The organism is uncultured Sphingomonas sp. (genome assembly GCF_964250165.1).
Taxonomy (GTDB): domain Bacteria; phylum Pseudomonadota; class Alphaproteobacteria; order Sphingomonadales; family Sphingomonadaceae; genus Sphingomonas.
On the sequence record NZ_CAXUEK010000002.1, the window covers coordinates 37,467 to 56,950 of the forward strand.

The window sequence follows — 19,484 nt, forward strand, 5'->3', positions numbered from 1 at the left end:
TACCTGCGAAAACCGGTTCCGGGCGGCTGCCCCCAGTGACGGGTGCGCCGCCGGACGACCTCGTCCGCGGCGATCCAATTATTCGCCGGCCCATATCAATTCGAGAGCGAGGGCGCGGGGCGACCATAGCATCTTCATAGGCGTCGCCCGTGCGCCGTCTGCCCGATCAGAACGTGGAGAACCCGTGCTGAGCAGGTGAGGTGGACCGTGGCAGGCCAGCGGCCTGCGGACCGGTCGTCGTTCCGGGACCGCAGGACCTTCGCGTAGGGAATGTCGGACGGGACGGTTCAGCGATCGAGCGTCGCCAGCTCGGCGGGGCGCAGTTCGTGGGCGAGCTGATCCATCGTGCACTGCCGCGGGGCCTTGTCCGGTCGCCAGCGCAGCAGGCGGGTGCCGTGGCGGAAGCGCGCGCCGGTGACCTGATCGTAGAGCACCTCGACCACCAGCTCGCTGCGGAGCGGCTCCCATGCGCTCTCCTCCCCGTCGTTCCAGCGGCTCGGGCCACCCGGCGCCTTGCCGGTGAACCCGGGCGCGCCGATCAGCGGCTGGAGCTTGTCGGCCAGCGCGCCCCGTTCCGCCGCCGCGATGCCGGAGGTGAAGCCGACATGGTTCAGCCGGCCGGCGTCGTCGTGGAGCCCGAGCAGCAGGGAGGCGACGCCGCTGCCGTCCTTGGCGCGGCGGAAGCCGCCGACCACGCAGTCGGCGGTCCGGTGCTGCTTGACCTTGAGCATCGCGCGCTCGCCGGGGCGATAAGGCTCGTCACGTCGCTTGGCGACGACGCCGTCGAGCGCGCCGCCGCTCTGCGCCAGCCACGCCCGTGCGGTCGCGAGATCGCCGCAAGGCGACAGCAGCAGCGCCGCGCCGCCATGGCGGGCGTAAAAGGCCTCCAGCGCCGGGCGGCGCTCGGCGAGCGGCCGGCCGAGCAGATCGTCGTCGCCATCGCGCAGCAAATCGAACAGCATCAGCTGCGCCGGGGTCTCGCGCGCCAGCCTGGTGATCCTGCTCTCCGCCGGATGAAGGCGAGCCTGCAGCGCATCGAACGAGAGCACGTCGCCGACCGGCAGGATGAGTTCGCCATCGAGCACGAACCGGGGCCGGTCGAGCCCGGCGACGAGCGCCACGATCTCCGGAAAATAGCGGGCCAGCGACTTGCCCGACTTCGACAGGATCTCGACCTCACCGCCGTTGCGGAACACCAATGCGCGGAAGCCGTCCCACTTGGGCTCGAACTGCCACCCGGCGTCGCCCGGCAGCTCCGTCACGAGCTTGGCCTCCATCGGCGCCAGGCCCGTCCCGATCATGCTACGCCTGAAGCCATGCCGCGGTCCCGAAAGAACGCGACCGAGACGATCCCGAGCGCCGTTTCCGATAGCAGCATGGCGGCGACCCCGAAATGGTCATGACCGTCAAGTCAGGAACCGAACCCGACGAACACGGCAGCTTCGTCCACGGACCGGCGCTCCGAGACGACGGCGTTGGCGGGGAAGGTCTCATCCGGCCAGCCCAGCGCGATGCTCTTCATGATGGCATGGTCGTCGGCGATGCCCGCGTGCTCGCGGACCACCGGCGACTGCATGATGCCCTGGCTGTTGATGACGCAGCCCAGCCGGCGCGACCAGGCGGCGTTCACCAGGCCGGTCGCGACCGCGCCGCAATCGAACGGGGTGTCGTCGCTGCCATCCACGGCGCGGTCATAGGCGATGATGATGCACACCGGCGCGTCGAACTGGCGGAAGCCGCGAAGCACCCAATCGTCGCGCCGGGCCTTGTCCTCGCGCGCGATGCCCATCGCGGCGAACAGCTGCTTGGCGACGCCCACCTGCCGCTCGCGGTGCGGCCCCGCAAAGGCCTGCCCGGTCCGGAACTCACGCGACTGCGGGACGCCGGCCAGCATGCGTTGCGTATTGCCCTCGCGGATGCGGTCGAGCGGCTCCCCGGTGACGACGTAGAAATGCCAGGGCTGCGTGTTCATCGACGACGGCGCGCGCATCGCCAGCGCGATGATCTCCTCGATCAGCGCTCTGGGCACCGGGTCGGGCCTGTAGCCGCGGATGCTGCGGCGGCCCCGGAGGACCTCGTCGAAGTCCATCAGGCTTCGGCGACATGGCTGATCGCGCCCTTCAGCGCCGGGCACGGCGCGACCGGGCCTTCGGCCGCACGCGCCAAGCTGGAAAGGACAGTCATGGCGGTCTCCTTGGAAGAGGACATGGCCGGGAGGCGAAGGCGTCGTATGGCGACCACGCCATGCGCACGGTCGGTCCCATCCCGTCCACCGAGCGAGGAGAGGATGTCAAGCGAGGCCAAGCCCACCATCGCCATTCGGTCTCGAACGTCGACGCCGGTCGGCGGAACGGCTTGCGGGCTCGCTAGCTTTCTTGGGGGGTCCTCTTCGCGAAGCTCGCGCGAAAGACGGCGATCAGGCCAGGATCCATGGTGATCGACAACGCCGCATAGACGATCGCGCCGAGGACGACGCAGACCCCCAGCGTCATCGCGGACGGGAGAATAGCGGCCAGCCAGGTCTTTGCGCACCAGACGGCGGCGGCCATCAGCGCCGCCGCGAGCAGAGGCCGCGTCGCCGCGGCGACGACGGCGCCAGGCGAGACGTGGATCACCCGGCGCAGGCGGATCAGGCCGGCGGGCACGATCAGCGCCGACGCGATGACGGCCGACCAGACGAGATAGGGCAGGCCCAGCCAGGCGCCCGCCAACGTCCATGGCACCGTCACGGCAAGTTGCACGACGGACCAGCGGAACGCCTCGCCCGGTCGCCCGGCGGCGGCCAGGGCGGGGCCGACCAGCAAGGTCAACTGCAGCGGGACAGCGATCGCGCAGAGCGCCGGCATCAGCTCGGCCGCCGGCGCCCATCGGGCCCCGAGCATCAACGGCAACAGCAGGTCCGCCACGGCAGCCATGCCGAAAAAGGCCGGGAAGATGGTCGCCGCCGACAGGTGCGCCAGGGTCAGATACTCCGTCCCGACCGAACGCGCGCTGTCCTGGGCGCCGGCCCGCGACAGGATCGGCATCGCCAGATGGATGAACGGCATCATCGTCAGCTCGAGCAGCAGCAGCGCGCACTGTCCGCCGACGCGCAACAGGCCGAGGGCCGCCGGCGCCAGCATCAGTCCCGCGACGAGGTCGATCCAGCGCGACCTGAGCACGAGGACGATCTCGCCGCCGATGATCCGGCCGCCGAAGGCGAGCTGCCGGCGCGCGACATCGGAGCGAAAGCGCCAGCGCGGCCGCCAGGGATGCACGATCCACAAGAAGGTGGTGGCGACGATCGGCGCCGTGAGGCTGCGTGCCACCAGCGCCCAGACCCCCAGGCCCTTGAACGCCAGCGCCAGGCCGACGCCGCCGCCCACCAGATTGGCCACGAGCATACGCAGCGCGATCTCGCGGAACCGGAACTCCCGCGCCATGCGCGCCAGGTGGACGGTCTGCAGGGAGACGAGCAGGAACATCGGCGACAGGGACGCGATCACGGGCCCGAGCGCAGGCTTGCCGGCCATCACGGCGATGACGGGCGAGGCGATGGCGACGGCGAGCGTGACGCAGGCGCCGATCCCGACCGACAGCCAGAAGGCGGTGCTGGCCTGCTCGTCGTCGAGTTGCGGCTGCTGGGTGACGGCTTCGCCGATGCCGAAGGTCGCGAGCGCCTGCAGGAGATCGATGATGACCAGCCCGAGCGCGACCAGCCCCAGCTCCGCGGGCGCGACGAAGCGCGCGAGCGCCATGAACAAGCCGAACCGGACGACCTGGTTGGCGGCCGCCGTGACGCCGTTCCAGAACGCTCCCCGGCCGATGTCCGGATTCGGGTCGTTCACCCCTCGGTCGTCGGTGCCGCGGTCGCCTCCGCCATCGCCCGACCGAGCGTGGCGGCGAGCGCCCGGCCGTGCTCGCCCAGCAGGATGGAGAGGTGCGATCCCTTGACATCGACCACCCGTAATTCGCCGACGACGGCCGACCACAAGGGATCGGTCATCCCGGCCGCATCTTCGCTGCGGAACAGCCACACCGTGCCGGGATAGAATGGCGGCGACCAGCCCGTCAGCAGGCGGCCGCGCTGGGCCGTCACCAGCATGTGCTGCATGTTCAACGCCGCGCGGGGGGCGATGGGTCGCGCCGCGAGCGAGAGCCGGCGGAGCATGCCTGCCCCGCGCGCCCGCAACAGCCACCGCGATCCGACCTGCACGACATGGTCGTAGAGCCGCCCCTTCCCATGCGCCTCGCCCAAGCCGATCGCGATCTGACGCAACTTGCTCTTGGACGCCGCCCCCCTTGCCTCCGCGCCTTCCGGGCTGAAGAGCGCCGCCGGCAGCGTGTCCAGCATGCCGCAGAACGGAACCTGCGTGCCGCGCTCGGTCAGCCGCCTCGCCACCTCGACGGCCATGGCGCCGCCGAAGGAATGGCCGATGACATGCACCGGGCCGGCATGCTTCCCCAGCTGGGCGATGGCGGCCTCGCTCACCGCGTCGAGGTCACCGATCGCCGCGACATCGGCCTCGACACCGGGGTAGCGGATGGTGACGATCCGGCCCAACGAGGCGATCTCGCGACGGAAGCTGGCCGCGGCCGGTTCGTCGCCGCCGATGCCGGGAAAGAACAGGATGGTCGGCCGCTCGTCGGCGGCGATCCCTTCCTCGCCGAGCGCAGCGATGGCGATCGCCAGATCGTGCGCAGTGCTGTGCTCGTCCATCACGTCGAACGCGATGTGCCCGCGGTCCAGCAGGTCCTCGACGCGAAAGAGCATGTGCAGCGCCTTCAGCGAGTCGCCTCCGCCCTCGGCCCACCCGCGCCGCGGATCGGCGCCGGTGCCCAGCATCTCCCGCCACGCGCGTTCGACCGCGGCCAGGATCGTCGGATCGGCGGGGCGCTCGGGCGGGGCGGACGCCGCCGCCGCCGGCATGTCCGGCTCTTCCGGTGCGAGCGCTGCCAGCTTCACCAGATCCGCCTTGTAGTTGGGCAGCCGCGGAATGATGTCGAGGAAGCGGAACCGGGCCGGCGCCATGTGCGGCGCGGTCTCGGCCGCGACCAGGCTACGCAGCGCAGCCGGATCGGGCGGCGCAGCAGGATCGATCGCGACGCAATAGGCGGTGATGACCGCGTCGCCCGCGGTGGTGCTGGGGCTGGCGATCACCGCCACGTCGGCGATCCCCGGGTGCTGATGCAGCGCCGCTTCGATGTCGCCCAAGTCCGCACGCTGCCCGCGCACCTTGACTTGGCGGTCTCGCCGACCGACGAACTCGACCAGTCCGTCCGGGCGCATGCGCACCAGATCGCCCATCGGAAACAGGCGGCCGTCCGGATCGTCCGGATCCTGGCGGAACGGGCCGGGCACCAACTTGCCGCCCTGCCAAAACCCGAGCGCCATGCTCCGTCCGCGCACCAGGATCTCGCCGGGCTCGCCGGGCGCCACCGGCCGTCCCGCCTCATCCAGCAGGGCGATCGCCTTCATCTCGCCGAGGTACCCGCACGGCAATGCCAGCCCGTCCGCGACGAAATCGCGCGGGACGTACCAATGGAACAGCGACCCGGCCTCCATCGAGCCCAACAGGATGCGGATATGGCAGGTCGGCGGCAATTTCGTGCGGAAGAACGCGACATCGCTGGCGAGCGTGACATCGCCGTGAAGCTCGAGCAGCCGAAGGTGGCGGAAGGCGTGTGCGGCCCCTTCCAACTGCATGACGTTGCGCAGCACGGCCGGCACGAAGCTCAAGATCGTCACGCGCTCCTCGCCGAGCACGCGCAATGCCTCGCCGAGCCCGACACTCATCATCTCCACGATGCGCAGCGCCGCACCGTTCATCAGCGCGGTCAGCGTATCGCTCAGGCCCGTCGCAGCGAGCGAGGCGAGGGTGATGATCTTATCGTCCGGGTTGAGGTGTCGCGTGTTCGCGGTCACCGCGAGCGTCGGCATGACGCCCAGCATGCTCCACGCGATCGCCTTCGGCCGGCCGGTGCTGCCCGAAGTGTAGGTCGCGCCGGCTACTGCCCTCGGGTCCAGGGCGATATCCGGCCAGTCCTGATCCGGCGCGATACGAAGGTGATCGAGATCGGCCTCGATGACCGGGACCGGGGGCAGCTCCACCTCGCGCGCAATGCCGCGCTGGACGACGACGCTCACCACGCCGGAATTGTCCAGGACCATCCGCTGTCGCTCGATCGGATGGCCGATGTCGACCGGAATGAACGGACGGCCGGCCGCAAAGCAGGCGAGGATCACCGCGGGAAGCAGCACGGTATAGCGGAACACCGCCGCGATCGGCTGACCTGGCGGCGCCGTGGCGTCGATCTGATGGGCCAGCGCGCGCGCGACCCGTTGCAGCTCGGCATAGGTCAGCCGGCTTTGGCCGTCATCCACCGCGAGCCGATCACCATGCTTGGCGACGATGTAGTCGAACCGCTCGATCGGCGAGCGCGTAAACCACTCCTCGCCCACCGGGTCGAAGGCGACGTCGACCGGGCCGTTGAGGTCTAGCGGCACCGCCCGATGCGTCAGCCAGTCGAGCTGATCCAGCCGCGGCGCGTCGTCGATCATCACTTCATGAGCTCCAACGATCAGGTCAGACAGCCCGTCCGGGCATCGCGTTATGAGGCGAAGGCATTCGTTAGAAAAGGGATCGGTGACGCCGGCGGCTCGCGCGTGTCCCAATGAGGGCCGACGCGGTCATGTCGAACCGGCCACGGCATCATGCTGGTAATGCCGGTCGAGCACCCGGCCGACGGCGACGGCCCACCCCGACCCGGTCGACACCTTGCGTGGAGGACGACACCGGCGAGGCCAAGCTGCTGACGAAACGATCAATGATGTTGGTGCCGGACTACCGGTCATTGATCCGGGTCAATGCCTTATTTCCGCCGCGATGCGGAACGTCGATCCGGGCGTCCGGGTTTAGCACATGTCCGATCGTCAGCGGTCGGGTGTCGCACGGGCGGCGTAAGGCCCTGAGCCGGACAGCGAGGAGACCACGCCCGGTGGTCCCGCGAAACACGAGCCACATTGCATGTCAGGTGCCGATGAACCCGAAATCCGGGTTCCGCTGATCGCCGAGGAGGCGTCGATCGACAAGGTCGAGGTCGTGTCCGATCGCGTTCGCGTCAGTACCAGCACCGAGGCCCGCGACGTGGTGGCCGAGGATATGCTCGAAACTGGCGCGCTCCGGGTGGAGCGCGTCGCGGTCGAGCGCCAGGTCGATACTCCGCCGCCGCCGCGCGAGGAGGGCGACACCACCGTCATCTCGCTCGTCGAGGAGCGGCTGGTGGTCGAAAAGCGCCTGTTCGTCATCGAGGAGGTGCGCGTCACGCTGGATCGGAGGCGCGAGCATGTCGCCGTTCCCGTCACGCTGCGGGCGACGCGGGCCACCATCGAGCATCCGTTCGAACCAACAACAAGGAGGAACCCCCATGGCTGACCCGAATGACGGGCGCGGCGCCCCGCCGCGCGAAATCCACATCGAGAAGAAGCAGACCAACTGGCTTGCCTGGCTTGCCCTGCTCGCGGGCATCCTCGCGCTCCTGTTCGCGCTCAGCCGCTGCAACCGGCACGACGAGACCGTGACGCCTGCGCCGAGCCCGACCGCCCAGGGCGGTCCGGCGACGCCCCCGATCGCGGTCAAGCACGTCACGCTCCCCGGCGGCAAGGTCGTCGACCTGCAGCCGCAGACGCTGACCTACGATCTCCAGGCGTTCCTGGCGAGCAGTGCCGCCGCCCCGCGTACCTTCACCTTCGATCGCCTGAACTTCGACACCGCCTCGTCCGCGATCCGGGCCGACGACCGGCCGACGCTGGCGGCCCTGTCGCAGATCCTCGCGGCCTACCCCAAGGCAGCGGTCAAGCTGACCGGCTACGCCGACGCCCGCGGCACGGAGCCCGCCAACGTCAAGCTCGGCGCCGAACGCGCGGCTGCGGTCGGCAAGGCGCTGACCGACGCCGGCGTCGCGCCAAGCCGGATCACCACGGCGAGCGGCGGCGACGCCGATCCGGTCGCCAGCAATCAGACCGCGGGCGGCCAATTCCAGAACCGGCGCACCGAGCTGACCGTCACCGCGAAGTAACGACCCCTTCCCTGAGGAGAGTAGCAATGACCCGTACCATCACCGCACTGTTCGATCGCCGCGCCGATGCGGAGGCCGCCGAGACCCGACTCAAGGCCGCCAGCGTCGACGCCGGCCACATCAGCATCCACGACCAGAGCAGCGCCGGTTTCCACGCCACCGGCGCCTCCAGCGCGCAGGACCCCGGCATCTGGGGCTCGATCAAGCACGCGTTCGTGCCCGACGAGGACCGCCATACCTATGAAGAGGGCATTCGCCGCGGCGGTTTCCTCCTGACCGCCGACGTCGACGATACGAACGTCGACGCCGCGGTGCGGGTGCTGGAGGAATCGGACAGCATCGATGTCGATGACCGCTCGCAGGAGTGGCGCTCGTCGGGATGGAGCCATGCATCGGAGTCGGCGGTCGGCGCGGGCGCGGGGACGGCGGCCCATGGGGAGCGCGACCGGTTGGGCGGCGGCGCGATCGGCACGGATGGCGAGCAGAGCATCCCGATCGTGGAAGAGAGCCTGGTCGTCGGCAAGCGTGAGGTCGATCGTGGCGGCGCGCGGGTCCGCTCCTACGTCACGGAGACGCCGGTGCATGAGCAGGTCCGCCTGCGCGACGAGCAGATCGACGTCCAGCGCCGGGCGGTCGACCGGCCGGTGACCGATGCCGACGACGCGTTCCGCGAGCGCTCGATCGACGTCACCGCGACCGGCGAGGAGGCGGTGGTCGGCAAGACCGCGCGCGTCGTCGAGGAGGTGGTCGTGTCCAAGACCGCCGGCGAGCGGGTCGAGGAGATCGACGACACGGTGCTCCGCACCGACGTCGAGATCGACCGGAGCAGGGGTTCCGACGCCGACCCGGCATATCGGCGCTGAGGAATGGAGACGGCGTGCGGGCAACCCGCACGCCGTTGCCGCGTCAGGCACACGGCTGACCAACACTCGGTCGAGACCTCGCACCTGCCTTGACGATTATCCGCGCGCGCCATGGTCAGCTTCGGGCAGCTCTGAAGCCGCTCCAGAAGTTAGCTTACGTCTCCGCCGGTCTTCCGACTAGCCCGTCGCGACCTGGACCTTACCCTTCACACCGACGTGCCTGCATTAGACTGCCGGCATTCGTGTCTGCTAAGCTCAGCGCGACACACGTGGGATGCATCAGGAGCGCGCCGGCATGATGAAGCTCTATTCCGGCGATCTCAGCCCATATTCGGCGCGGGTGCGGATGCAGATCTACGCCAAGGGGATCGCCGATATCGCGCTGGTCCGGCCGGAGACGTTCGGAACGCCGCAATTCCGTCGGGATTTCCCGATCGGCCGCATTCCGGTGCTGGACATCGCGGGCGACATGATGCCCGAATCGGACGTGATCGCGGAGTATCTGGAGGAGGTCTATCCCGAGCCCTCCCTGTTGGGCGCCACGCCGCGCGAGACGGCGCACATCCGCACGATCGCCCGGATCGGCGACATCTACATCATGAACAACATGTTCATGCTCTCGCCGCAGAGCCGGTCCAAGTCCCGCAACCAGGGCATCGTCGATCTGCTCGGCGGCCAGGTCGTGCGCAACATCAAGGCGCTCGACCGGATGATCGCGACGGACGGCTTCGCCTGCTCCGGCCGCCTCACCCTGGCCGATTGCGCCCTCGTGCCCGCGCTGTTTCTGGTCGAGAACGTGCTCCCGTCGCTCGACCTCGACGATCCGATCCGGGCCAACCCCCATGTCGCCGGCTACTGGGCCGCGATCCAGCAGAACGAGCATGCCGCGCGGACGCTGGCCGAGCTGCACCGCGGCCTGGAGGAACGCCGCGAACAGATCCGCAGCGGCGTCTTCCAGAAGACGATGGCCGCATTCTCGGCGGCGCAGGCGCTGGCGGACGCCGAAGGCTGAGAACGACCCGCTATTCGCCCTTGGCGTTCCGGGCCGCGATCGTCTCCTGGAACCTGGCCCGCCGCTCGGGCGACCAGCTCCGCGATCCTTTCGCGTAGCGCGGCGCGCTCGCGTCGCGCGACGCGCGTGGGGCGGGAGCCGCATCGCCGGCCGGGCCGGCCTGAGCTTCGAGTTCCGTGTCCGCCTCGCCCTTGCCGATCGCGTCCTTGAGGTGCTGGATGGCGTCGGCGAACCGTTCGCTCGGCATGTGGAACACGCTCTTGCCGCCGATCGCGAACGGCAGCGTCAGTTCGACCACGCCGTTGTTCAGCTTCCACATCTTGCGCCCGCGCGTCGGCGCGGTGGCGGAGAACTGCGCGTGCGCCGTGTCCAGCCGCTTCACCATCGCGGCGCGCTCGCGCCGGGGGTCATACGCCTTTTTCGAGAACACCTCGTGCAACTTGTCGTCGGCGAGCGCGATGAAGTCTTTCAGGGCCATGTTCGTCTCCTCTTCGATCGAACCGATCCAAGACTTCTGCCCGAACGTCAAGCCGTGTGAGCGGCGGCGACATCAATGCCGGCGCGCGCGCCGGATCGGCGGACCGCTCCGTCGCGCATGGGAGACCGCTCTTCCGGCCTCTCCCGGTGTCCTAGCGGAAGATCAAGAACAGGATCAGGATCACCGGCAGCGGAATGCCGATCAGCCATAACAGAATACCCTTTCCCATGACAGTCTCTCCAGGCGTTGCCGGAACATAACGGAGCTGGCGGATCGGGAGTTCCTTGCGACAGCACCACCGGCTTCGGCGGCACGAACCGCGGTCATGAGCGTTCCGGCGATCGGGATGGAGTTTCGTCCCACCGCTATTCCGGAGAACGATCATCGCCACGTTCATGTTCGCAACCGGCGTGGAGAACAGCGTCCCGACGATCAACGGCGGCCGGACCCGGGTCGACGAGATGGAGAGCTGTGGCCACTATGCGCGCTGGCGGGACGATTTCGCGCTCGTGCAGGAGCTGGGGATCGGCTTTCTTCGCTATGGCCCGCCGATCCACAAGACCTGGCTGGGCGTGGGCCGATATGACTGGGAGTTCGCCGACCAGGCTTTCGCCGAGCTCAAGCGACGCAACATCGTGCCGATTGTCGATCTTTGCCATTTCGGCGTGCCGGACTGGATCGGCGACTTCCAGAACCCTGACTTCGCCGACCAGTTCGCCGTCTACGCGCGCGCGTTCGCCGATCGGTTCCCGTGGATCCAGCTCTACACCCCGGTCAACGAGATGTATATCTGCGCGACCTTTTCGGCGCGCTATGGCTGGTGGAACGAACAGCTGAGCAGCGATCGGGCGTTCGTCACCGCGCTCAAGCACATCGTTCGGGCGAACGTCCTGGCCATGCGCACGATCCTGGAGGCGCGCCCGGACGCGATCTTCATCCAGAGCGAGTCGTCCGAATATTTCCACGCGGAATCGCCCGCCGCGATCCGGCCGTCCGAGCTGATGAACTCCGAACGGTTCCTGTCGCTCGACCTGAATTACGGATGCCGGCTGGATTCCGAGATGTACGAATATGTGCTGGATAACGGCATGACGCGGGAGGAATATCACTTCTTCCTCGACAACCGCCTGAAGCAGCACTGCATCATGGGCAACGACTATTACGTCACCAACGAGCATCGGGTCGCCGCGGACGGCAGCACCCGGCCGTCGGGCGAGATCTTCGGTTACAGCGAGATCACCCGGCAATATCACGCGCGTTACCGCCTGCCGGTGATGCACACCGAGACGAACCTGGTGCAGGGTGCCACCGGGATGGAGGCGGTCGACTGGTTGTGGAAGGAATGGGCCAACGTCCTGCGCGTCCGCAACGACGGCGTGCCGGTGGTCGGGTTCACCTGGTATTCGCTGACCGACCAGACCGACTGGGACAGCGCGCTCCGCGAGGTGCGGGGCAACGTCAACGCGCTCGGCCTCTACGATCTCGACCGCAATATCCGCCCGGTCGGAGAGGCTTACCGGCAGCTGATCGCGCAATGGCGGGACGTCCTGCCCACCCAGAGCATGTGCCTGACGGTGCCCGTGGTCATGCCCGACGAGGCCGACGACAGGCACGCCGCCAAGCAGCGCGTGCGGGCGCGGAGCATGCTGAGAGCCCCGGCGTCCAGCGCCGCCGTTCAGGACGCGTGAGGCGCGCCGGTCAGAAGGCGAACGGCTCCACCGGCGTCCGTCCGGCGACCAGAAAGGCGTCCGCGACCAGCCGCAGCGGTCGCGCGTCGACGTCCGAGCGGCCGGCGCCGACCAGCTCGGCGAAGTGCGCGTAGAGCGAGGGATATTCGCGCGGGTCCGCCCGCTCCGGCGCCGCGCCGGGCCGCTCGATCACCGCCCCGCCCTCGCGCAGCGCCAGCATGCCGGCATCGGTGTCGACCTCGACGTCCCAGGTCTGCGGCCCGGTCTGGCGAATGTCGAACTCGATCGCGCCGGCGGCCGCGCCGGTGCGCGCCTTGAGCGAGGCCGCGATCGGCTGGTCGCGCCCCTGCGGCACCAGCAGCGTCGCCGCCTCCACGAACAGCGGGTCCGGCAGGATCAACGTCGCGATCGACAGCGCGTTGATGCCGGGATCGAAGCACCCGAAGCCGCCGGGGCCGAACAGCCATTCCTGCCCCGGATGCCAGTGCCGCACGTCCTCCTTCCAGGTGATCCGCAGCCCCTGCACGGTGCGACCGCGCAGCCAATCGCGCGCCGCGCCCACGAACGGCGCGCCGCGGGAATGCCAGCTGGTGAACAGCACCTTGCCCGCCTGTTCCGCCAGGCGGGCCATGTCGTCCACCTCGGACAGCGTCGCGGCGGGCGGCTTCTCGATCATCACGTGCAGGCCGGCGGCCAGCGCCTTGGCGACCAGGTCCCGTCGCCCCGCGGCCGGAGTCGCCAACGATACCGCATCAATGTGGTCGCCGCTCGCCAGCAGCGCATCGAGGCTGGTATAGGCGGAGACATCCGGCAGCCCTCCCTTGGGGTCCACCGTCGCCGCCAGCGTGAAGCGGCTCTCGCCCCGGATCGCGGGGATATGCTGATCGCGCGCGATCTTCCCCACGCCCACCAATGCCAGCCTGATCGGATCCGTCATGATGAAGGCCTTTTCTTTTGTATGATATATTGATCGGAACGGTCGCGGCTGGCAATCAGCGCGGCGCGGCGGGTTTCGCGTAAGGTGGATGGGCTGAGCATGAGCAAGGACGACCTGACGCCCCGCCTGCGCTCCTCCGCATGGTTCGACAATCCCGGCCACCCCGACATGACGGCGCTCTACGTGGAGCGCTACCTCAACTACGGCATCAGCCTGGAAGAGTTCCAGTCGGGCCGCCCGGTGATCGGCATCGCGCAGTCGGGCTCCGATCTCGTGCCGTGCAACCGGCACCATCTCCAGCTCGCCGAGCGGGTCAAGGCGGGGATCATCGAGGCGGGCGGCGTGCCGCTGGAATTTCCGACCCACCCGCTGCAGGAAACGGGCAAGCGGCCGACCGCGGCGCTGGACCGCAACCTCGCCTATCTGTCGCTGGTCGAGGTGCTGTTCGGCTACCCGCTGGACGGCGTGGTGCTGACCATCGGCTGCGACAAGACCACGCCGGCGGCGCTGATGGCGGCGGCGACCGTCAACATCCCCGCCATCGCGCTGTCGGTCGGGCCGATGCTCAACGGCTGGCATGATGGCAAGCGCACGGGATCTGGCACGATCGTCTGGCGCGCGCGCGAGCTGCTGGCCGCGGGCGAGATCGACGAGCGTGGCTTCATCGAGCTGGTCGCATCGTCCTCGCCGTCCACCGGCTTCTGCAACACGATGGGCACGGCCACGACGATGAACTCGCTGACCGAGGCGCTGGGCATGTCGCTGCCCGGCTCGGCGGCGATCCCCGCACCGTATCGCGACCGGCAGCAATGCGCGTGGGAGACCGGACGCCGGATCGTCGAGATGGTGCGCGCCGACCGCAAGCCCTCCGACATCCTGACGCGCGCCGCCTTCCTGAACGCGATCCGCGTCAACTCGGCGATCGGCGGCTCCACCAACGCGCCGATCCACCTCAACGCCATCGCCCGTCACATCGGGGTGGAGCTGACGCTCGCCGATTGGGAGGCGACGGGGGCGGACGTGCCGCTGCTGGTCAACCTGCAACCGGCGGGCGAGTATCTGGGCGAGGATTACTACCGCGCCGGCGGCGTGCCCGCGGTGATGGGCGAGCTCTACCGCGCCGGGTTGCTCGACGGCAGCGCGCTGACCGCCAACGGGCGGACGGTCGCGGCGAACATCGCGGATGCGCGGATCGCCGACCTCGACGTCATCCGCCCGTTCGCGACGCCGCTCAAGCCGGCCGCCGGGCTGACCGTGCTGTCGGGCAACCTGTTCGACAGCGCCGTCATGAAGCTGTCGGTCATCTCCGACGAGTTCCGCGCGCGCTATCTCAGCGATCCCGCGCGGCCGGACAGCTTCGAAGGCCCGGTGGTCGTGTTCGAGGGACCGGAAGATTACCACCATCGCATCGACGATCCAGCGCTCGCCGTCGACGAGCACACCATCCTGGTCATCCGCGGCGCGGGGCCGGTCGGCTATCCGGGCGGCGCCGAGGTGGTCAACATGCGGCCGCCCGCCGCGCTGATCCGCGCGGGCGTCCACAACCTGCCCTGCATCGGCGACGGGCGGCAATCGGGCACGAGCGCCAGTCCGTCGATCCTCAACGCCAGCCCGGAAGCGGCGGTCGGGGGCGGCCTGGCGCTGCTGCGCACCGGGGACCGCGTCCGCATCGATCTCGCCGCGCGCCGGGCGGACATGCTGGTCGACGCCGCCGAGCTGGACCGGCGCCGCGCCGCGCTCGCTGGGATCGAGCAGGCGATCACCCCCGCCGCGCAAACTCCCTGGCAGGAAATCCAGCGATCGCTCACCGGCCAGCTCGCCACCGGCGGGGTGCTGGAGAATGCGGTGAAGTTCCAGCGGGTGGCCCAGCGCGGCCTGCCGCGGGACAGCCATTGAGCGCCGACGCGCAGATCGTCGCGCGCGACCGGCGCGACCTGCTGGGCGAAGGGCCGCTCTGGCATCCCGCCGAAAACGCGCTCTACTGGGTGGACATCCTCGCCCGGCGGATCAACCGGCTGCATCTCGGGGACGGGCGGGTCGATAGCTGGGTGATGCCGGAGATGATCGGCTGGATCATCGCGCGCCGCGACGCGCCGGGCTTCCTGGCCGGGCTGCAGAGCGGGGTGAAAGCCGTGACGTTCGCGCCGCTGACGGTCGCCGCCTTCGCCGATCTCGCCGCGGAGCCGGCCGGCAACCGCATGAACGACGCCAAGGCCGACGCGCATGGACGGATCTGGGCGGGTACCATGCCGGTCGGCTGCGACCGGCCGAGCGGCGCGCTGTATCGGCTCGATCCCGGCGGCGCGCTGACGCAGGTGGACGGCGGCTACCATATCGCCAACGGCCCGGCGATCAGCCCGGACGGGCGCTGGCTGTTCCACACCAACACCTTCCTGCGCGAAATCTACCGCTTTCCGCTCCATGACGACGGCACGCTCGGCTCGCGTGCGCTGTGGCTGCGCTTCGCGGACGATGGAGGCACGCCCGACGGGATGACCTTCGACGCCGAGGGCGGGCTGTGGATCGCGCATTGGGGCGGAGCCAGGGTCAGCCGGTTCGACCCGGACGGGCGCGTCGAGCGGGTCCGGCGGCTGCCGGCGACGCAGATCACCAGCATGGCGTTCGCGGGCGAGCGCCTCGATCGCCTGTTCGTCACCTCCGCCGGCGACGGCGTCGACGAGCCGCATGGCGGCGACCTGTTCGAGGTCGACGCCGGTGTGCGGGGGCTGGCACCGCATGCGTTCGGACGGGAGAATGGATATGATGCGTGATCTGGCCGTGGCGGGAGCGATGCTGGCGATGACGGTGGCGGCAACGGGCGCGGACGCGGCGGCGGCGAAGCGATCGGTGTTCGGGCGGCTGCCCGACGGTCGCGAGGTGCCGGCGGTGACGCTCACCAACGGGCATGGCGTCTCGGCCCGCCTGATCGCCTATGGCGCGTCGATCCAGTCGGTCATCCTGCCCGACCGCGCGGGCAAGCCGGCGGATGTCGCGCTCGGCTATGCGACGATCGGGGAGTATCTCGCCAAGCCACAATATTTTGGCGCGACGGTGGGCCGGTTCGCCAACCGCATCGCGCGCGGCCGCTTCACGCTGGACGGCAAGCCCTACCAGACGCCGGTCAACAACGGCGAGAACGCGCTGCACGGCGGCACGGTCGGGTTCGACAAGGTGCTGTGGACGGTGACCGCGGTCACCTCCGGCCCGACCGCGTCGGTGACGATGCGTTATGTCAGCCGCGACGGCGACCAGGGCTATCCGGGCACGCTGACCGTGGACTGCACCTACAGCCTCGACGAGCGCGACGAGCTGACGATCGAATACCGTGCGACCACGGACCGGCCGACGATCGCCAACATCACCAACCACGCCTATTGGAACCTGACGGGCGAAGGGTCCGCCGCGGGGGCGATGGGACATGAGGTCACCATCCCGGCGGAAGCCTTCCTGCCGACCGATCCCGGCGCGATCCCGACCGGCGAGCTGAAACCGGTGGCGGGCACGGTTTTCGACTTCCGCACGCCCCATCCGGTCGGCGCGCGCGTCCGCGATGCGGGCGATCCGCAGATCGTCTACGGCCGCGGCTATGACCATAATTGGGTGATCGGGCGCGCGGTGACGCCCGATCTGCACCTGATGGCCCGCGTGCGCGAGCCGGTATCCGGCCGCGGCTTCGAGCTGTGGTCGAACCAGCCCGGCCTGCAATTCTACTCCGGCAACTTCCTCGACGGCACCAGCCACGGCAAGGCCGACCGGCTCTACCGCGAGGGCGACGCGATCGTCATGGAGCCGCAGGTCTTTCCGGACACGCCCAACCAGCCGGCCTTCGGCTCGGCGCGGCTGGCGCCCGGCGAGACCTATCGCAACATCATCTCCTATCGCTTCACCACTGGCCGCTGAGGGGAGCCGTCATGCAGATGTTCAAGCTGGCGCTCGCCGCCGCCGGATCGCTCGCGCTCGCCGCGCCCGCCGACGCGCGGGACCTGTGGAGCCGCGACCAGGCCAACCGCTGGTATGCCGCCCAGCCCTGGCTGGTAGGGGCCAACTACACGCCCGCCACCGCGATCAACGAGCTGGAGATGTGGCAGCCCGAGACCTTCGACCCCGCCACGATCGACCGGGAGCTGGCGCTCGCCCAGGGCATGGGGATGACGACGATGCGCGTCTTCCTCCACAACCTGCTGTGGGAGACGGACGCGCCGGGGTTCAAGCGGCGCATCGATCAGTTCCTGACGATCGCGGCGCGGCACAACATCCGGCCCGTCTTCGTGCTGTTCGACAGCTGCTGGGATCCCAACCCCAAGGCCGGGCCGCAGCACCCGCCCATTCCCGGCGTCCATAATTCGGGCTGGGTGCAGGCGCCCGGCGCCGACCGGCTCGCCGACCGGACGCAGTACGGCAAGCTCGAAGCCTATGTGAAGGATGTGGTCGGCACCTTCGGCCAGGATCGCCGCATCCTGGCGTGGGACGTGTGGAACGAGCCCAACAACGAGGGCGGCGGCAATTACGCGGCCACGCCGCGCAAGAAGCAGCTCGTCGCGGGCCTGCTCGACCAGGTGTTCACCTGGGCCGAGAGCCGCGACCCCGTCCAGCCGCTGACGTCCGGCCTGTGGATCGGCGATCATTGGGACGACCGCACCACGCTCGATCCCGTCGAGCGCATCCAGGTGGCGCGCTCCGACGTGATCAGCTTCCACGACTATAACTGGCCCGAGACGTTCGAGGCGCGCGTGCGCCAACTCCAGGTCTATGGCCGGCCGATCCTCTGCACCGAATACATGGCACGCGGCGCGGGTTCGACATTCGACGGCTCGCTGCCGATCGGCAAACGCTACAAGGTGGCGATGATCAACTGGGGGTTCGTCGACGGCAAGACGCAGACGCGGCTGCCCTGGGACAGCTGGAAGAAGCCTTATACCTATGACGAGCCGCCGATCTGGTTCCACGAGGTGTTGCGCGCCGACGGCACGCCCTATCGCCCGGCCGAGGTGGAGCTGATCCGCCGATTGACCGGGGCGGCGGTCGCCGACGCGGCGCCGCGGGCGGTGATCGCCCGCCGGCGATGAGGCGCATCCGCCGGCTCGCGCTGATCGCCGGGCCGTTGTGCGCGGCGGCGGCGGTCGCTTCCGGGCCGTCGCCCTACGGCCACGCCATCTTCGCGGGCGCCGATCCGGCGGCGCTGGTCGAAGACACGACCGTATGGCTCTACCCGACGGACGGCGGCAAGGCGCTGTATCCCTGGTCGTCGGCGGACCTGATCCACTGGCGGCGCGGCGCGGCGCTGATCGAGCGGAACAGGATCGGCTGGATCGCCGACGGCGCCCCTGCGCATGCGTTGTGGGCGCCGCACATGCTCGCCGCGAACGGACGCTATTACCTGTATTACGCGGTCGGGCCGCAGGAGCCCCGGCCGTCCCGGATCGGCGTCGCGACGTGCGACACACCCGCCGGGCCCTGCCGCGACAGCGGGCGGCCCCTGCTCGACGGCGGCGACTCTGCCGATTTCGCCGGACGGCCCGCCCGCGGCTGCGCCGACGCGATGCCGCCGACCGGTTCCGGGCGCTACCATTTCGAGGCGATCGACCCGATGGCGTTTGTCGACCCGCGCGACGGGACGGGCTACCTCTATGCCGGCGGCAGCAACGGCGAGACGCTGCGCGTTTTCCGGCTCGCGCCCGACATGTTGACGATCGCCGCCGAGGTGCCGGTGGCGCAGCCGCCCTGCTTCACCGAAGGGCCCTGGATGCACGAGCGCGACGGCGTCTATTACCTGTCCTACAGCTCGGGCCATTGGGACCGCGCCGACTATTCGGTCCGCTACGCGACGGCGCCGGGGCCGACCGGGCCCTGGACCTACCGGGGCGTGATCCTGCGGGCCGACCGCCGCTACCAGGGGCCGGGCCACCACGCCTTCTTCCGCGATCCGCGCACGGGCGGTTGGGTGATCGCCTATCATCGCTGGGAGCATGAGACGGGCGACGGCCCCTACCATGACGCCCGGCAGGTCGCGCTGGCGCCGGTGCGCTACGCCGCCGACGGCACGATCGAGCCGATCGATATAGAGGCGCGCTGACCGGTCCTAGGGCTTGATCTAGCTGATGGCAGCGATATCTCCACTGCCTCCCCGGCGAAGGCCGGGGCCGAGCATCGGGCTGCACCGGCCGACAGCACAACGCTCGACGATCACCGCAACTGGGCCCCGGCCTGCGCCGGGGATGCGATGAGCGAGACCGCTGCCGCTCGGCTAGAGCGGTTTGCGATCGGTCCGGGGCGCCGGGGCCATGCCAGTGGCGGAGCCGGTCGTGGCGGTCGCCCCCTTCTCCCACCTCGTCATCCCCGCGCAGGCGGGGATCCAGGCCCGATCTGGGCGGACGGCAACGATGTGGTCGGATCGAGTGGATCAGCCTGGATCCCCGCTTTTGCGGGGATGACGGAAAAGGAGCGGTCG

General features: G+C 69.5%; 16 protein-coding genes. 10 read left to right on the plus strand and 6 right to left on the minus strand.

The annotated features are described in order from the left end of the window. Nucleotides 1-287: 287 nt before the first annotated feature. The 4 genes from ACFE64_RS00660 to ACFE64_RS00675 all read right to left on the minus strand — a co-directional run bounded on the left by ACFE64_RS00660 (nt 288) and on the right by ACFE64_RS00675 (nt 6,541). The gene (locus tag ACFE64_RS00660) at nt 288-1,301 is read right to left on the minus strand and encodes an ATP-dependent DNA ligase (protein WP_375390510.1); all 1,014 of its coding nucleotides are present in this window, start codon (nt 1,299-1,301) and stop codon (nt 288-290) included. A gap of 110 nt (nt 1,302-1,411) precedes the next feature. After that, nucleotides 1,412-2,089 (minus strand): nitroreductase, encoded by a 678-nt coding sequence (locus ACFE64_RS00665; protein WP_375390511.1) that lies wholly within the window; start codon nt 2,087-2,089, stop codon nt 1,412-1,414. Between the two features lie 277 nt (nt 2,090-2,366). After that, the gene (locus ACFE64_RS00670) at nt 2,367-3,827 is read right to left on the minus strand and encodes a lipopolysaccharide biosynthesis protein (protein ID WP_375390512.1); all 1,461 of its coding nucleotides are present in this window, start codon (nt 3,825-3,827) and stop codon (nt 2,367-2,369) included. Further along, nucleotides 3,824-6,541: an alpha/beta fold hydrolase gene (locus ACFE64_RS00675; RefSeq protein WP_375390513.1), complete on the minus strand. Its 2,718-nt coding sequence runs from the start codon at nt 6,539-6,541 to the stop codon at nt 3,824-3,826. The genes ACFE64_RS00670 and ACFE64_RS00675 overlap by 4 nt, the downstream gene beginning before the upstream one ends. 466 nt (nt 6,542-7,007) lie before the next feature. On the opposite strand from ACFE64_RS00675, the gene ACFE64_RS00680 reads away from it, so the two are divergent. The 4 genes from ACFE64_RS00680 to ACFE64_RS00695 all read left to right on the plus strand — a co-directional run bounded on the left by ACFE64_RS00680 (nt 7,008) and on the right by ACFE64_RS00695 (nt 9,933). Next, the gene (locus ACFE64_RS00680; RefSeq protein ID WP_375390514.1) at nt 7,008-7,415 is read left to right on the plus strand and encodes a DUF2382 domain-containing protein; all 408 of its coding nucleotides are present in this window, start codon (nt 7,008-7,010) and stop codon (nt 7,413-7,415) included. Further along, on the plus strand, nt 7,408-8,058 hold the full coding sequence (locus ACFE64_RS00685; protein WP_375390515.1) for an OmpA family protein: 651 nt from the start codon (nt 7,408-7,410) through the stop codon (nt 8,056-8,058). Before ACFE64_RS00680 ends, ACFE64_RS00685 begins: the two co-directional genes overlap by 8 nt. Before the next feature lie 26 nt (nt 8,059-8,084). Continuing rightward, entirely contained in the window at nt 8,085-8,921 is an 837-nt protein-coding gene (locus ACFE64_RS00690) for a YsnF/AvaK domain-containing protein (protein ID WP_375390516.1), read from the plus strand. A gap of 295 nt (nt 8,922-9,216) precedes the next feature. Further along, complete coding sequence (locus ACFE64_RS00695) at nt 9,217-9,933, plus strand: glutathione S-transferase family protein (RefSeq protein WP_375390517.1); 717 nt, start codon at nt 9,217-9,219, stop codon at nt 9,931-9,933. Between the two features lie 10 nt (nt 9,934-9,943). Here ACFE64_RS00695 and ACFE64_RS00700 read toward each other — a convergent pair whose 3' ends face one another. Beyond that, nucleotides 9,944-10,411: a hypothetical protein gene (locus ACFE64_RS00700; protein ID WP_375390518.1), complete on the minus strand. Its 468-nt coding sequence runs from the start codon at nt 10,409-10,411 to the stop codon at nt 9,944-9,946. A gap of 395 nt (nt 10,412-10,806) precedes the next feature. Here ACFE64_RS00700 and ACFE64_RS00705 point away from each other — a divergent pair, with 395 nt between their 5' ends. Beyond that, entirely contained in the window at nt 10,807-12,099 is a 1,293-nt protein-coding gene (locus ACFE64_RS00705) for a family 1 glycosylhydrolase (protein WP_375390519.1), read from the plus strand. Between the two features lie 10 nt (nt 12,100-12,109). On the opposite strand, the gene ACFE64_RS00710 is transcribed toward ACFE64_RS00705, so the two are convergent. Next, entirely contained in the window at nt 12,110-13,036 is a 927-nt protein-coding gene (locus tag ACFE64_RS00710) for a Gfo/Idh/MocA family protein (protein WP_375390520.1), read from the minus strand. Nucleotides 13,037-13,135: 99 nt separating this feature from the next. Between ACFE64_RS00710 and ACFE64_RS00715 the strand changes: the two genes are divergently transcribed. Genes ACFE64_RS00715 through ACFE64_RS00735 form a run of 5 tightly spaced genes read left to right on the plus strand, consistent with a single transcriptional unit; the run spans nt 13,136 to nt 19,109 of the window. After that, the gene (locus ACFE64_RS00715) at nt 13,136-14,932 is read left to right on the plus strand and encodes an IlvD/Edd family dehydratase (protein ID WP_375390521.1); all 1,797 of its coding nucleotides are present in this window, start codon (nt 13,136-13,138) and stop codon (nt 14,930-14,932) included. Beyond that, complete coding sequence (locus ACFE64_RS00720) at nt 14,929-15,807, plus strand: SMP-30/gluconolactonase/LRE family protein (protein ID WP_375390522.1); 879 nt, start codon at nt 14,929-14,931, stop codon at nt 15,805-15,807. Before ACFE64_RS00715 ends, ACFE64_RS00720 begins: the two co-directional genes overlap by 4 nt. Then, a complete protein-coding gene (locus ACFE64_RS00725; RefSeq protein ID WP_375390523.1) occupies nt 15,791-16,936 on the plus strand; it encodes an aldose epimerase family protein in 1,146 nt (381 codons plus the stop codon). The genes ACFE64_RS00720 and ACFE64_RS00725 overlap by 17 nt, the downstream gene beginning before the upstream one ends. Before the next feature lie 11 nt (nt 16,937-16,947). Beyond that, nucleotides 16,948-18,102: a 1,4-beta-xylanase gene (locus tag ACFE64_RS00730; protein ID WP_375390524.1), complete on the plus strand. Its 1,155-nt coding sequence runs from the start codon at nt 16,948-16,950 to the stop codon at nt 18,100-18,102. Then, nucleotides 18,099-19,109, plus strand: coding sequence for a family 43 glycosylhydrolase (locus tag ACFE64_RS00735; protein WP_375390525.1), 1,011 nt, complete (start codon nt 18,099-18,101; stop codon nt 19,107-19,109). The genes ACFE64_RS00730 and ACFE64_RS00735 overlap by 4 nt, the downstream gene beginning before the upstream one ends. Nucleotides 19,110-19,484 lie beyond the last annotated feature (375 nt).

Excerpts from the sequence above, each read along its gene's own strand:
- ACFE64_RS00660 (WP_375390510.1), bottom strand. The coding sequence starts at position 1,301 with ATGATCGGGACGGGCCTGGCGCCGATGGAGGCCAAGCTCGTGACGGAG.
- ACFE64_RS00665 (WP_375390511.1), bottom strand. The coding sequence starts at position 2,089 with ATGGACTTCGACGAGGTCCTCCGGGGCCGCCGCAGCATCCGCGGCTAC.
- ACFE64_RS00675 (WP_375390513.1), bottom strand. The coding sequence starts at position 6,541 with ATGATCGACGACGCGCCGCGGCTGGATCAGCTCGACTGGCTGACGCAT.
- ACFE64_RS00680 (WP_375390514.1), top strand. The coding sequence starts at position 7,008 with ATGTCAGGTGCCGATGAACCCGAAATCCGGGTTCCGCTGATCGCCGAG.
- ACFE64_RS00685 (WP_375390515.1), top strand. The coding sequence starts at position 7,408 with ATGGCTGACCCGAATGACGGGCGCGGCGCCCCGCCGCGCGAAATCCAC.
- ACFE64_RS00690 (WP_375390516.1), top strand. The coding sequence starts at position 8,085 with ATGACCCGTACCATCACCGCACTGTTCGATCGCCGCGCCGATGCGGAG.
- ACFE64_RS00695 (WP_375390517.1), top strand. The coding sequence starts at position 9,217 with ATGATGAAGCTCTATTCCGGCGATCTCAGCCCATATTCGGCGCGGGTG.
- ACFE64_RS00700 (WP_375390518.1), bottom strand. The coding sequence starts at position 10,411 with ATGGCCCTGAAAGACTTCATCGCGCTCGCCGACGACAAGTTGCACGAG.
- ACFE64_RS00705 (WP_375390519.1), top strand. The coding sequence starts at position 10,807 with ATGTTCGCAACCGGCGTGGAGAACAGCGTCCCGACGATCAACGGCGGC.
- ACFE64_RS00710 (WP_375390520.1), bottom strand. The coding sequence starts at position 13,036 with ATGACGGATCCGATCAGGCTGGCATTGGTGGGCGTGGGGAAGATCGCG.
- ACFE64_RS00715 (WP_375390521.1), top strand. The coding sequence starts at position 13,136 with ATGAGCAAGGACGACCTGACGCCCCGCCTGCGCTCCTCCGCATGGTTC.
- ACFE64_RS00725 (WP_375390523.1), top strand. The coding sequence starts at position 15,791 with ATGGATATGATGCGTGATCTGGCCGTGGCGGGAGCGATGCTGGCGATG.
- ACFE64_RS00730 (WP_375390524.1), top strand. The coding sequence starts at position 16,948 with ATGCAGATGTTCAAGCTGGCGCTCGCCGCCGCCGGATCGCTCGCGCTC.
- ACFE64_RS00735 (WP_375390525.1), top strand. The coding sequence starts at position 18,099 with ATGAGGCGCATCCGCCGGCTCGCGCTGATCGCCGGGCCGTTGTGCGCG.